This is a genomic window from Pseudomonas sp. TH43 (genome assembly GCF_016650635.1).
In the GTDB taxonomy this organism is placed as follows: Bacteria; Pseudomonadota; Gammaproteobacteria; order Pseudomonadales; family Pseudomonadaceae; genus Aquipseudomonas.
This window is the reverse complement of record NZ_JAEKFI010000004.1, coordinates 2,454,964-2,466,968: the sequence shown is the minus strand read 5'-3', so window position 1 is coordinate 2,466,968 and position 12,005 is coordinate 2,454,964. Positions and strand designations below refer to the sequence as shown.

The 12,005-nt window shown below is 61.2% G+C and carries 11 protein-coding genes; 6 read left to right on the top strand and 5 right to left on the bottom strand.

The annotated features are described in order from the left end of the window. Window positions 1-5 precede the first annotated feature (5 nt). Together JFT81_RS27445 and JFT81_RS27440 are read left to right on the top strand one after the other, a co-directional pair. Entirely contained in the window at window positions 6-1,019 is a 1,014-nt protein-coding gene (locus JFT81_RS27445; RefSeq protein WP_201230532.1) for a zinc-binding alcohol dehydrogenase family protein, read from the top strand. Between the two features lie 162 nt (window positions 1,020-1,181). Then, window positions 1,182-1,355, top strand: a complete 174-nt coding sequence (locus JFT81_RS27440; protein ID WP_201146633.1) for a hypothetical protein — start codon at window positions 1,182-1,184, stop codon at window positions 1,353-1,355. Window positions 1,356-1,361: 6 nt separating this feature from the next. Here the strand turns inward: JFT81_RS27440 and JFT81_RS27435 are convergent, their stop codons facing one another. Beyond that, window positions 1,362-2,564: a multidrug effflux MFS transporter gene (locus tag JFT81_RS27435; protein WP_201230530.1), complete on the bottom strand. Its 1,203-nt coding sequence runs from the start codon at window positions 2,562-2,564 to the stop codon at window positions 1,362-1,364. Between the two features lie 173 nt (window positions 2,565-2,737). Further along, window positions 2,738-2,935, bottom strand: coding sequence for a cation transporter (locus JFT81_RS27430; protein WP_201230528.1), 198 nt, complete (start codon window positions 2,933-2,935; stop codon window positions 2,738-2,740). A 148-nt stretch (window positions 2,936-3,083) separates the two neighbouring features. On the opposite strand from JFT81_RS27430, the gene JFT81_RS27425 reads away from it, so the two are divergent. The 3 genes from JFT81_RS27425 to cueR all read left to right on the top strand — a co-directional run bounded on the left by JFT81_RS27425 (window position 3,084) and on the right by cueR (window position 6,479). Next, window positions 3,084-3,467 (top strand): hypothetical protein, encoded by a 384-nt coding sequence (locus JFT81_RS27425; protein ID WP_201230526.1) that lies wholly within the window; start codon window positions 3,084-3,086, stop codon window positions 3,465-3,467. A gap of 208 nt (window positions 3,468-3,675) precedes the next feature. Then, the gene (locus tag JFT81_RS27420; protein WP_201230524.1) at window positions 3,676-6,069 is read left to right on the top strand and encodes a heavy metal translocating P-type ATPase; all 2,394 of its coding nucleotides are present in this window, start codon (window positions 3,676-3,678) and stop codon (window positions 6,067-6,069) included. Continuing rightward, entirely contained in the window at window positions 6,066-6,479 is a 414-nt protein-coding gene (cueR, locus tag JFT81_RS27415) for a Cu(I)-responsive transcriptional regulator (RefSeq protein ID WP_201230522.1), read from the top strand. Before JFT81_RS27420 ends, cueR begins: the two co-directional genes overlap by 4 nt. On the opposite strand, the gene JFT81_RS27410 is transcribed toward cueR, so the two are convergent. From JFT81_RS27410 to JFT81_RS27400, 3 genes are all read right to left on the bottom strand, one after another. Continuing rightward, entirely contained in the window at window positions 6,433-7,641 is a 1,209-nt protein-coding gene (locus JFT81_RS27410; RefSeq protein WP_201230518.1) for an MFS transporter, read from the bottom strand. The two genes, cueR and JFT81_RS27410, sit on opposite strands and share 47 nt — an antisense overlap. Window positions 7,642-7,855: 214 nt before the next feature. Continuing rightward, complete coding sequence (locus JFT81_RS27405) at window positions 7,856-8,752, bottom strand: PA4780 family RIO1-like protein kinase (protein WP_201146637.1); 897 nt, start codon at window positions 8,750-8,752, stop codon at window positions 7,856-7,858. Between the two features lie 269 nt (window positions 8,753-9,021). Next, the gene (locus JFT81_RS27400) at window positions 9,022-10,299 is read right to left on the bottom strand and encodes an acetyl-CoA C-acetyltransferase (RefSeq protein WP_201230517.1); all 1,278 of its coding nucleotides are present in this window, start codon (window positions 10,297-10,299) and stop codon (window positions 9,022-9,024) included. Window positions 10,300-10,652: 353 nt separating this feature from the next. On the opposite strand from JFT81_RS27400, the gene JFT81_RS27395 reads away from it, so the two are divergent. Then, window positions 10,653-12,005 (top strand): 3-oxoacyl-ACP reductase, encoded by a 1,353-nt coding sequence (locus JFT81_RS27395; protein WP_201230516.1) that lies wholly within the window; start codon window positions 10,653-10,655, stop codon window positions 12,003-12,005.

Genomic DNA, 12,005 nt, shown 5'->3' with positions numbered 1-12,005 from the left:
CACCGATGAAAGCCATTGCCTATTACGCTTCTCTGCCGATCAGCGACGAAAAATCCCTGCAAGATATCGAGCTGCCAGCACCGGTCGCCGGCCCGCGCGACCTGCTGGTGGAAGTCAAAGCCATCTCGGTCAATCCGGTCGACACCAAGGTGCGGCAGAACGTAGCGCCGGAAAATGGCGCAGCGAAAGTGCTGGGCTGGGACGTCGCCGGTGTAGTCAAGGCTGTCGGCAGCGAAGTGACGCTGTTCAAGGCGGGCGATAAAGTTTTCTACGCGGGCTCCATCGCCCGTGCCGGTGGCAACAGCGAATTGCACGTGGTCGACGAGCGCATCGTCGGCCATATGCCGAAAACCCTGGGTTTCGCCGAAGCCGCCGCGCTGCCACTGACCGCAATCACCGCGTGGGAACTGCTCTTCGAACGCCTGCAAATCCGTGAAGGCAATACAGCTGAAGGCCAGAGCCTGCTGATCGTCGGTGCTGCCGGCGGTGTCGGTTCAATTCTCACGCAATTGGCCAAGCAGTTGACCGGTCTCAAGGTGATCGGTACCGCCTCCCGCGAGCAGACCCGTGACTGGGTCAGCGAGCTGGGCGCGGATCTGGTGATCGACCATAGCCAACCGCTGAGCGAAGAACTCAAGCGCGCCGGGGTCGACCACGTCACCCACGTCGCCAGCCTGACTCAGACTGACCAGCATCTTGATCAACTGGTTGAAGCGCTGGCGCCCCAAGGCAAACTGGCGCTGATCGACGATCCGAAGTCGCTGGACGTGACCAAACTCAAGCGCAAGAGCCTGTCGCTGCACTGGGAGTTCATGTACACCCGCTCCCTCTTCGAGACGGCAGACATGATTGAGCAACACAACCTGCTTAATCGTGTCGCTGAGCTGATTGATGCGGGGACGTTGAAGACCACGGTGGGTGAGCATTTCGGTGTGATCAATGCGGCCAATCTGCGTCGGGCGCATGAGTTGCTGGAAAGTGGCAAAGCCAAGGGGAAAATTGTTTTAGAAAGTTTCTAAGATCAAACGATCGCAGCCTCCGACAGCTTCTGCAGGGGATCGCAGGGGCTGCGGGGGCTTTTTGCCGTCAGTCAGATGGCTGATCCTTGTCACAATTGCGACCGTATTCAGGACTACAATCGAAACCTCTGCGATGCGTCTTTTACACATGGGAGGTCAGCAATGAAGATCCTGATAAAAGAAGTGGCAAAGTCTCAATGGCAGGTTCGCCTCGACCAACACGCCGTGACATTCCGCAGTGAAGCCGAAGCATTGGCCTTCACCCGCACCCTTGAAGCGCGACTTTGCGCGCCCCACCAGATTCCCGAGCTCAACCAGCAGCGCGCTGCCGGCTGAGGTTTTTCAGGCCTCGGCCTGAGCTTGCGCCAGCGCTCGGGCATTTTGCAGGCGTCGAGTCAGCACAGCGACGCTCACGACCAGCACACCGCACAGGCTGATGACCATGGCCATCGGTACGGCGGTGCCATCGTGCAAGATCCCCACCAATGCCGAAGCAGCGGCGGCAACGCTGAATTGCATGCAACCGAGCAACGCTGACGCGCTGCCGGCGCGCTCGCGTTGGCCATTCATCGCACAAGCCGCCGCATTGGGACTGATGCAGCCGAGGCTGGCGACACAGATGAACAGCGGAATCAGCAAAGGCCACAGTGCCTCGGTGTGCAGGCTGCTTACCGCGAGCAGCGTCAATCCGGCGCCCAGATAGACCCAGACCGCTCGCGCCAGCAGGAAGGCCGGGCCGCGCTTGGCCAACAGCCGCGCGTTGACCTGCGCTACCAGAATGAACCCCGCCGCGTTGGTTCCGAACAACCAGCCGAAATGCTCGGCCGGCACGCCGTACAGTTTGATGAAGATGAACGGGGAGCCGGCGATATAGGCGAACATCCCGGCGATTGCGATCCCGCCCGTCAGGGCATGGCCGAGGTAGATCGGGTCTTTCAACAGACGACCATACTGACGCAGTGCCCCTGACAGCGGCTGGCGCGGCATATGCGCCGGCATACTTTCCGGCAAACCAAGTGCAACCGCGAGGCCGGCCATTGCGCTGAACCCGGTCAGCACCAAAAAGATCGACTGCCAGCCTGTGGTGTTGACCAGCAGACCGCCCAGCATCGGCGCCAGAATCGGCGCCAGGCCCATCACCAGCATCAACTGCGAAAAGACTTTCGCCGAACCCACCGCGTCGCATTTATCGCTGACCACTGCCCGGGAAATCACCATCCCTGCGCAACCGCCCAACGCCTGGACGAAACGTGCGCCAATCAGCCATTCCAGGTTCGGTGCATAAGCACAGGCCAGCGACGCCAGGGTGAACAACGCCAGGCCGATCAGCAGCGGCACCCGCCGGCCGAAACGATCCGCCACCGGGCCATAAGCCAATTGGCCAATCGACAACCCGGCGAAATACGCCGCCAGCGTCATCTGCACGTGTTTCTCGTCGGTGCCGAACGCCAGCGCCATCGACGGAAAGGCGGGTAAATAGAAATCGATCGCCAAGGGCCCGAAGGCAGTCAAGGCACCGAGAATCAGAATGGTACGGAAGTTCATCAGGCATCCAGGTAGGCAAGTCGGCAGCCCGACAGTCTAGCTGCGCCCGGACGCCTTGAACATTCCGATAGCTCGCTAACTATAAAAACAGCAAAAGATCGCAGCCTTCGGCGGCTCCTACATCTTTCCGTGTAGGCGCTGTCGCAGGCTGCGATCTCTTGCTTCGGGGGCGATCAGGCAAGTTTGACGGCGTAACCTTCTTCGCTGATGACCTCGATCACCTGCTCGGCACTCAGCGCACTTTCGACGCCGACCTCTTTCGCCGCCAGATCGATGCGCACGCTAGCCGCCGGATCTTTAGCCTGCACCGCGTTAGTGATGGCCTTGACGCAGTGACCACAAGACATGCCCTGAACATTGAACACTTGCATGGAATGACTCCTTTGAGTGAGGTTGCCGGCAGTCTCGAGCTTGCCATCATGGCAAGGTCAAGTTCTGGAATTAACTGCCGGGCTGGCAATCGGCGCCGCGCTCGGCCAAGCTGCGTGCATCAATGACCTAAATTCAGGAGATTCAGCCATGCGCTGGTCAGCTTTCAGCCTGTTTGCCTGCCTCAGCCTCTTTGCCGCCATGCCTCAGGCCAATGCGACCGGCGAGGACTACGCCGTTCTGATCATCTCGCGCGAACGCCTCGAAGTGCCGACGTCCTGCGAGATTGGCGTGTATATCCAGGATCAGTTTGCCGGGCGTCTGCTGCAGGAGCAGTCGACCTCGTTCAACCTGCAGCACGGTACGTTTTCCATACGTCTGAAGCTTGAGCCTGGTCAGGTTCCGGGGTGTCAGCCGGGCATGCTGGCACCGCCGGCGCAGGAGATCTCGCTGAAGGCCGGCGATGTGCTGAAGTACCGGATCGCAACATCGGCCAAAGGCCTGTACCTGCGACCCGCTGCCCTCGAGTATTGAGTCACCCTCACTCTTGTAGGAGCAAAGCTTGCTCGCGAAGTCAGTGTTTCAGTCAGTTTCGTATGTCTGATAGCACGCCTTCGCGAGCAAGCTTTGCTCCTACAGAAGATCAAAGACGATGTACGCCGTTCGAGTAAAGATTGGCGCTTGACCTTGCCCGCATGGCAAGGTTGATCCTTGTAGGCATCTACTACAGGGAGTACGACCGATGTCCGATTCCATCACGTTCGATCTGCCGATTGCCGGCATGACCTGCGCCAGTTGCGCCGGGCGTGTCGAGCGCGCCTTGAGCAAAGTCAGCGGCGCCAGTGCCGTCAGCGTCAACCTCGCCACCGAGCAGGCCCGAGTGGAAGCGCCCGGCGACAGTCTTCCGGCCTTGATGGAAGCCGTAGAGCGCGCCGGTTACAGCGTGCCGCAGCAAACGCTCGAACTGAGCATCGACGGCATGACCTGCGCGTCCTGTGTGGGTCGCGTCGAGCGCGCTTTGAACAAAGTCCCCGGCGTTAAAAGCGTCAGCGTCAACCTGGCCAGCGAGCGTGCGCACCTCGAACTGCTCGGTCAGGTCGATGCGCAGGCGCTGCTCGATGCGGTGAGCAAGGCCGGCTATTCGGCCAGCGTCTGGCAAGCCGAACAGCCACACGCCGATAATCAGCAACAACGCCTGAAGCATGAGCGCTGGGCATTGATCTGCGCGATCGCCCTCGCGCTGCCGCTGGTAGCGCCGATGTTGCTGCAACCGTTCGGCATCCATTGGATGCTCCCGGCCTGGGCACAATTCGTCCTCGCCACGCCGGTGCAATTCATCTTCGGCGCACGCTTCTACGTCGCCGCGTGGAAAGCCGTACGCGCCGGGGCCGGCAACATGGACTTGCTCGTCGCCCTCGGCACCAGTGCCGGTTACGGTTTGAGTCTTTATGAGTGGGCCACCGCCGCCGGGCGCATGCCACATCTGTATTTCGAAGCGTCGGCAGTGGTCATCGCCCTGGTGTTGCTCGGTAAATACCTCGAAAGCCGCGCCAAACGCCAGACCGCCAGCGCCATCCGCGCCCTCGAAGCCTTGCGGCCGGAACGGGCGATTCAAGTGCTCGACGGCCGCGAGCAGGAAGTCGCCATCAGCGCCCTGCGCCTCAACGATCTGGTGCTGGTCAAACCCGGCGAACGCTTCCCCGTCGACGGCGAAGTGCTCGAAGGCCAAAGCCACGCCGACGAAGCGCTGATCAGCGGCGAGAGCCTGCCGGTGCCGAAACAACCGGGCGACAAGGTTACCGGTGGCGCGATCAACGGCGAAGGTCGTTTGCTGGTGCGCACTCAGGCGCTGGGCGCGGAAACCGTGCTGGCGCGCATCATTCGGCTGGTCGAGGACGCACAAGCGGCGAAAGCGCCGATCCAGAAACTGGTGGATAAAGTCAGCCAGGTGTTCGTGCCGACCGTATTGGTGCTGGCCCTGGCCACCCTGATCGGCTGGTGGCTGTACGGCGCACCGCTGGAAACCGCGCTGATCAACGCTGTCGCGGTGTTGGTGATCGCCTGCCCCTGCGCCCTCGGCCTTGCCACGCCGACCGCGATCATGGCCGGTACCGGCGTGGCCGCACGTCACGGCATTCTGATCAAGGACGCCGAAGCGCTCGAGCGCGCCCATGAAGTCAGCAGCGTGGTATTCGACAAGACCGGCACGCTGACGTCCGGCACTCCTCGCATCGCCCATTTCAGTGCGGTCGATGCTGATGAAAACAACCTGCTGAGACTCGCCGGTGCCTTGCAACGTGGCAGCGAACACCCACTGGCCAAAGCGGTGCTCGATGCCGCTGCCGAGCGGGATCTGCAGGTGCCCGATATCAGTGACAGCCAATCGCTGACCGGCCGCGGCATTGCCGGCAGTCTTGATGGCCGGCGTCTGGCGCTGGGCAATCGGCGAATGCTCGAAGAAAACGGTTTGAACGCCGGCAGCCTGAGTGAATCCGCCAATGCCTGGGAGGCCGAAGGCCGCACTCTCTCATGGTTGATCGAGCAAACTCCTGAGCCGAAAGTGCTAGGTTTGTTCGCCTTCGGTGACACCTTGAAACCGGGCGCGCTGGAAGCCGTGCAGCAACTCGCCGCCCGTGGTATTCACAGCCATCTGCTGACCGGAGACAACAAAGGCAGCGCCCGCGTAGTCGCTGAGGCCTTGGGCATCAGCAATGTCCACGCTGAAGTATTGCCAGCGGACAAAGCCGCCACCGTCGCCGAGCTGAAAAAAACCGGCGTGGTCGCCATGGTCGGCGACGGCATCAACGACGCCCCGGCCCTCGCCGCTGCAGACATCGGTATCGCCATGGGCGGCGGCACCGACGTCGCGATGCACGCGGCCGGTATCACCCTGATGCGCGGCGATCCACGGCTGGTGCCGGCCGCGCTGGAGATCAGCCGCAAGACCTACGCGAAGATTCGTCAGAACCTGTTCTGGGCCTTCGTCTATAACCTGATCGGCATTCCGCTGGCGGCGTTCGGCTTCCTCAACCCGGTGCTGGCCGGGGCGGCAATGGCGCTGTCGAGCGTCAGCGTGGTGAGCAATGCGCTACTGTTGAAAACCTGGAAACCCAAGGATCTGGAGGAGCACCGATGAACATCGGCGAAGCGGCCCGGCACAGTGGCCTCAGCGCAAAAATGATCCGCTATTACGAGTCGATCGGCCTGCTCAAGGCAGCCCATCGCACTGACAGCGGTTATCGGATTTACAGCGGCGATGACTTGCACACCCTGGCGTTCATCAAGCGCTCACGCGACTTGGGTTTCTCGCTGGAGGAAGTCGGCAAGCTGTTGACGCTCTGGCAGGACCGGCAACGCGCCAGCGCCGATGTGAAAGCGCTGGCGCGTCAGCACATCGACGAGCTCAATCAAAAGATCCGCGAACTCGGCGAACTGCGCGACACCCTGCAAGATCTGGTCGAGCACTGCAACGGCGACCACCGCCCGGACTGCCCGATCCTCAAGGAACTGGCGTCGGGCTGCTGCGCGCAACCCGCTCGCGCTTGATGGCCAATATTTTTACCGTCAGCAATGTGCAAAGCGGAATGCCGTGGAATAGCAAGACCACGGCACCCGGTGTCCACCAGGCGTAAAACGGTGCGGCGACCAGCATGCCGATGCCGAACCCGGTCATTTGCAGCAGAGTCAGAAAGCTGAAGATCGGCAAGCGCAAATGCTCGGGTTCACGTTGCAGGCGTGACATCAGGCCGACTTCGGAAAAGCCGTCACCCAATCCCGCTGGCAGGGAAAACAACAGCAATCCGTACAGGCTGTGCTGCTGGAACATCAGGATGAACCCGCAGGACATCAGCGCCACGCCGAAGAAAAACCGCCGCTCCAGATGGATGTTGTCCGAGCCCTTGAGACGACTGGCGATGCGCGCGCCGAGCAGTTTGCCACTGGCCCACACGGCGAGCATCAGGCCTAGCGTGGTGCTGGCTGAATCGGGGCTCAGCAGCTTCGAGATAATCGGAAAACCAACGTTGTGCGCCGCGCTGCCCAAGGTGTCGGCCATCGTCACCGCAAGCATCGCGGCAACCACCGGAGCACTGCGCAAGCCCTGTTTGAGCGCTGACCATTCGCCGCGTTCGGGTTCTCCGTGCAGGGTCGGTTTTTCGAAACGCAACGGCACGATCAACAGCGCCGCCAGCAAGTACGTCAGTGCGTTCAGGGCGAACACCGTTTCGAAACCAAAACCGGCCACCAGCAATCCCGAGACCAGACTGCCGCCGACCATCGCGGCCGAAGAGGCCGAGGTGATCCAGGCGTTGGCCTTGAGCAACTGCTCGGCGGGTATCAGCCGCGGTAACTGGCTGTTCAAGCCAATCGCGAACATCGAATTGCCGAAGCCCAGACCGAAGGCAATCACCGGCAGCAACAGCCCTTGCAGACTGACCGGCGTGATCAGCAGCAGACCGAGCAAACCGGCGCGCAACAGATCGAACGCAATCAGCGGTACGCGGCCATTCCAGCGTCGGTAAAAGCGAGTGCCCACCAGACTGGCAAAAATCCCCCCGCCGACGCGACTGGCGAGGAAAATCCCGACGCTCATGGCGCTGTTGCTCAGCAGGTAGACGTAGGTGGCCAGCGCAACCATGTTGAGGAAGGCGCCGAAATCGGAAATCAGCCGAGCGGTGATGATCAGGTGGGTGTTGCGTAAAGTACTCACATACGATCCTTGTAGGAGCTGCCGCGGGCTGCGATCTTTTGATCTGGCCCTTTTATATCCACTGCAGGAGCAAAGCTTGCTCGCGAAGGGGGCGTGTCAGTCACCATCATATTGGCAGACGCAGCGCTTTCGCGAGCAAGCTCTGTTCCTGCAAGGGATTTCTGCTGTTCTGCACACAAAAAACCCGGCCGAAGCCGGGTTTCTGTTTAAGCGGTTACTGCATCCACGGCGGTGGAGGCGGTTCGTCGGACTTGCCTTTCGGCTCGTCGTCCGCCGCACGGATCGCCTGTTTGCGCTCCTCATCCAGCCGCGCCGCTTCGATCTCGCGCAGCACCCCGCCAACATCGGCCAGGTCTTCCGGATCATCGAACTCGCCGGTCAGCACGCTGGCCGGGTGCAAGGTGCCGGCTTCGTACAGCGCCCACATTTCCTTGGCGTACTTGGTCTGCCTCAACTCCGGGGCAAAACGCCCGAAATAAGAAGCCATGTTGCCAACGTCTCGCTCGAGCATGCTGAACGCGTGGTTGTTGCCAGCAGCGTCGACCGCTTGCGGCAGGTCGATGATGACCGGGCCGGTCGGCGTCAGCAGCACGTTGAACTCCGAGAGGTCACCGTGCACCAGGCCGGTACACAACATCAGCACGATCTGCGAAATCAGGAACGCGTGATATTCGCGCGCCTGGTCCGGTTCGAGCACCACGTCGTTCAGACGCGGCGCAGCGTCGCCGTACTCGTCGGCCACCAGTTCCATCAACAGCACGCCGTCGAGGAAGTCATAAGGCTTGGGCACCCGCACACCCGCGCCGGCCAGACGGAACAAAGCCGCTACTTCGGCATTCTGCCAGGCATCCTCGGTCTCTTTTCGACCGAATTTTGAGCCCTTGGCCATCGCCCGCGCCTGTCGGCTGTTACGAACCTTGCGGCCTTCCTGATACTCGGCTGCCTGGCGGAAACTGCGTTTATTCGCCTCCTTGTAGACTTTTGCGCAACGTAACTGATTGCCGCAGCGCACCACATAAACAGCTGCTTCTTTGCCACTCATCAGTGGGCGCAGCACCTCGTCAACCAGACCGTCTTCGATCAGCGGTTCAATGCGTTTTGGAGTCTTCATCAGCTTTTATTGTGGGTCCTTTATTACCAAACACGCGAATGTCACTCGTTATACGGCAATCCTCGCCTCTCGGGGAGGGGTTGCCGACCTGTGAATCTGTGAATGCACACACTGTGCCGAAAATCTGACCGCGGCGAATCATAGCCGAGGCGGTGGTAAATGTTGCTGATCGGTGTTGAGGGCATTTGCGACAGAATCTGACATCGGGTCAGAAAACACCCTCACCCCAGCCCTCCCCCTCCCGGAGAGGGTTAGGGTGAGGGGCTTTTCTAGCGCTCGATAATGGCGGTGACGCCTTGGCCGCCTGCTGCGCAAATCGAAATCAGGCCACGGCCCTTGCCTGCCGCATCGAGCAATTTGGCCATGTTGGCGACGATCCGTCCGCCGGTTGCGGCAAACGGATGCCCTGCCGCCAGGGAACTGCCTTTGACGTTGAGTCGGCTGCGATCAATCGAACCCAAGGGCGCATCGAGTCCCAGACGGGTTTTGCAGTATTCGGGATCTTCCCAGGCTTTTAACGTACACAGCACTTGCGCGGCGAACGCCTCGTGAATTTCGTAGTAATCAAAATCCTGCAAGGTCAGGCCATTGCGGGCCAGCAAGCGTGGCACTGCGTACGCCGGCGCCATCAGCAGCCCTTCCGCGCCGTTGACGAAATCCACCGCCGCCGCTTCGCCGTCGCGCAGGTAGGCAAGGATCGGCAGGCCACGTTCTTTCGCCCATTCCTCGCTGCCGAGCAGCACCACCGAGGCGCCATCGGTGAGCGGTGTGGAGTTGCCCGCCGTCAGCGTGCCTTTGGCGCTTTTCTCGAAGGCCGGTTTCAGCGTGGCGAGTTTTTCCAGTGTCAGATCCGGGCGCAGGTTGTTGTCGCGGGTCAGGCCGAGAAACGGCGTCATCAGGTCGTTGTGCCAGCCTTCGCTGTAGGACGCAGCGAGTTTGTGGTGGCTTTCGAGGGCCAGTTGATCCTGCTCTTCGCGAGGGATGTTCCAGGTCTGTGCCATGAGCTCGCAGTGCTGGCCCATCGACAGGCCGGTGCGTGGCTCGCCGTTGCGCGGAAACTCCGGGATGAGGTGTTTGGGGCGCAATTGCAGAAAGGTTTTCAGTTTGTCGCCGGTCGTCTTCGCGCGATTGGCTTGCAGTAGGATTTTGCGCAAGCCTTCGCTGACGCTGATCGGCGCATCGGAGGTGGTATCGACGCCGCCGGCAATGCCGCAATCGATCTGTCCGAGCGCAATCTTGTTGGCCACCAGCAGGGCCGCTTCCAGACCCGTGCCACAGGCTTGCTGAATGTCATACGCCGGGGTGGCCGGCGAGAGGCGCGAGCCGAGCACGCATTCACGGGTCAGGTTCATATCTCGTGACAATTTCAGCACCGCACCTGCCACCACCTCGCCGATGCGCAGGCCGTGCAGGTTGTAACGTTCGATCAGGCCTTCGAGGGCAGCAGTGAGCATCACCTGATTGCTGGCGGTAGCGTAAGGCCCGTTGGAGCGGGCGAAAGGAATACGGTTACCGCCGATGATCGCGACGCGGCGCAGCTGACTCATGAATAACTCCTTTTCAAATTGATCGAATTCACCTGGATTCTCTGTAGGAGCCACTGTGGCGAGGGGATTTATCCCCGCTGGGCTGCGAAGCGGCCCCCTTTCCATGCAGCGCGGTCTGTTTGAAATACCGCGTGTGCAGGTTCTACGACTGCTTCGCAGCCGAACGGGGATGAATCCCCTCGCCACGGGTCACTCCTACAAGGGTTCTGCTGTGTTGCTGAATTTGTGTTCGCCGACAAAACCTTCAGTCGCCAACTACTCTGCTGTTCTAGCGTAGGCCTTATTGCGTGGATCGAACGATTGATTGCCGTGGGTAGTCCACACTTTGAACCCCAACTTCTGGAGAGCGTTCCATGTCTGACCGCTATATCGACTTCGCCAACTCGTCCATCGGCCATCGTCTGGTCGGCGCACTGGGACTGCCGTCGCCGGTGCGACTGGAGCGCTGGCAGGCTGGACGCCTGCGACCGGTGGACGGCGCGCTGCTGATCGGTGGCGGGCCACTGGCCGAACGCGTCAGCGCCTTCGCCAATCGTTTGACCGATGGCATTTACCGCTACGGGGAGCAACCGGCGACGGCCACCGAATGGATTCCCGGCCACGGCCCGAAACTCAAAGCCGTGGTGTTCGATGCCAGCGAATTGCAGCACACCGACCAGCTCAAACAATTGCGCGAATTTTTTCAGCCGTTGATGAAAAATCTAGAGGCGTGCGCGCATCTGGTGATCCTCGGCCGCGCCCCGGAAACCCTGGCTGATCCGTTTGCGTCCAGTGCGCAGCGAGCACTGGAAGGATTTTCGCGCTCGTTGGCCAAGGAACTGCGCAGCGGCGGCACCCTGCAATTGATCTACGTCGGCGCCGGTGCCGAGGATCAACTGGAAGGCCCGCTGCGGTTTTTCCTTTCGCCGAAAAGTGCATTTGTATCCGGACAAGTCATCCGCCTGAGCGCGTGCGCAACGCCAGTGACTGACTGGACGAGACCGCTGGCCGGGCGCAAGGCACTGATCACCGGTGCGGCCCGCGGTATTGGCGCATCGATCGCCGAGACCCTCGCACGCGACGGTGCCGAAGTGATCCTGCTCGACGTACCTCCGGCAAAAACCGATCTCGACGCCCTCGCTGCACGCCTCGGCGGGCGCAGCATCACCCTCGATATCTGTGCCGAAGACGCGGGTGCACAACTGATCGAACAACTGCCCGATGGCCTCGACATTCTGGTGCATAACGCCGGGATCAACCGCGACAAAACACTGGCCAACATGACCCCGGAATTCTGGGACGCGGTACTGGCCGTCAACCTCAACGCGCCGCAAGTGCTGACCAAAGCCCTGCTTGACAGCGGTACGTTGCGTGACAACGCGCGGGTGATTTTGCTCGCCTCGATCAGCGGTATCGCCGGCAATCGCGGGCAAACCAACTACGCCGCGAGCAAGGCCGGATTGATTGGCCTGGCCCAGGCGTGGGCGCCAACCCTGCAGGAACGCGGCATCAGCATCAACGCCGTGGCGCCGGGTTTCATTGAAACCCAGATGACCGCACACATCCCGTTCGGCCTGCGTGAGGCCGGGCGACGCATGAGTTCGCTGGGCCAGGGCGGCTTGCCGCAAGACGTCGCCGAAGCCGTTGCATGGCTGGCGCAACCGGGCACCGGCGCGTTCACCGGGCAGGCGCTGCGGGTCTGTGGACAAAGTGTTCTGGGGGCTTAG

What these genes read in the sequence shown, in the direction of transcription:
- cueR (WP_201230522.1), top strand. Translation starts at nt 6,066, where the DNA reads ATGAACATCGGCGAAGCGGCCCGGCACAGTGGCCTCAGCGCAAAAATG.
- JFT81_RS27400 (WP_201230517.1), bottom strand. Translation starts at nt 10,299, where the DNA reads ATGAGTCAGCTGCGCCGCGTCGCGATCATCGGCGGTAACCGTATTCCT.
- JFT81_RS27430 (WP_201230528.1), bottom strand. Translation starts at nt 2,935, where the DNA reads ATGCAAGTGTTCAATGTTCAGGGCATGTCTTGTGGTCACTGCGTCAAG.
- JFT81_RS27425 (WP_201230526.1), top strand. Translation starts at nt 3,084, where the DNA reads ATGCGCTGGTCAGCTTTCAGCCTGTTTGCCTGCCTCAGCCTCTTTGCC.
- JFT81_RS27420 (WP_201230524.1), top strand. Translation starts at nt 3,676, where the DNA reads ATGTCCGATTCCATCACGTTCGATCTGCCGATTGCCGGCATGACCTGC.
- JFT81_RS27435 (WP_201230530.1), bottom strand. Translation starts at nt 2,564, where the DNA reads ATGAACTTCCGTACCATTCTGATTCTCGGTGCCTTGACTGCCTTCGGG.
- JFT81_RS27440 (WP_201146633.1), top strand. Translation starts at nt 1,182, where the DNA reads ATGAAGATCCTGATAAAAGAAGTGGCAAAGTCTCAATGGCAGGTTCGC.
- JFT81_RS27445 (WP_201230532.1), top strand. Translation starts at nt 6, where the DNA reads ATGAAAGCCATTGCCTATTACGCTTCTCTGCCGATCAGCGACGAAAAA.
- JFT81_RS27395 (WP_201230516.1), top strand. Translation starts at nt 10,653, where the DNA reads ATGTCTGACCGCTATATCGACTTCGCCAACTCGTCCATCGGCCATCGT.
- JFT81_RS27405 (WP_201146637.1), bottom strand. Translation starts at nt 8,752, where the DNA reads ATGAAGACTCCAAAACGCATTGAACCGCTGATCGAAGACGGTCTGGTT.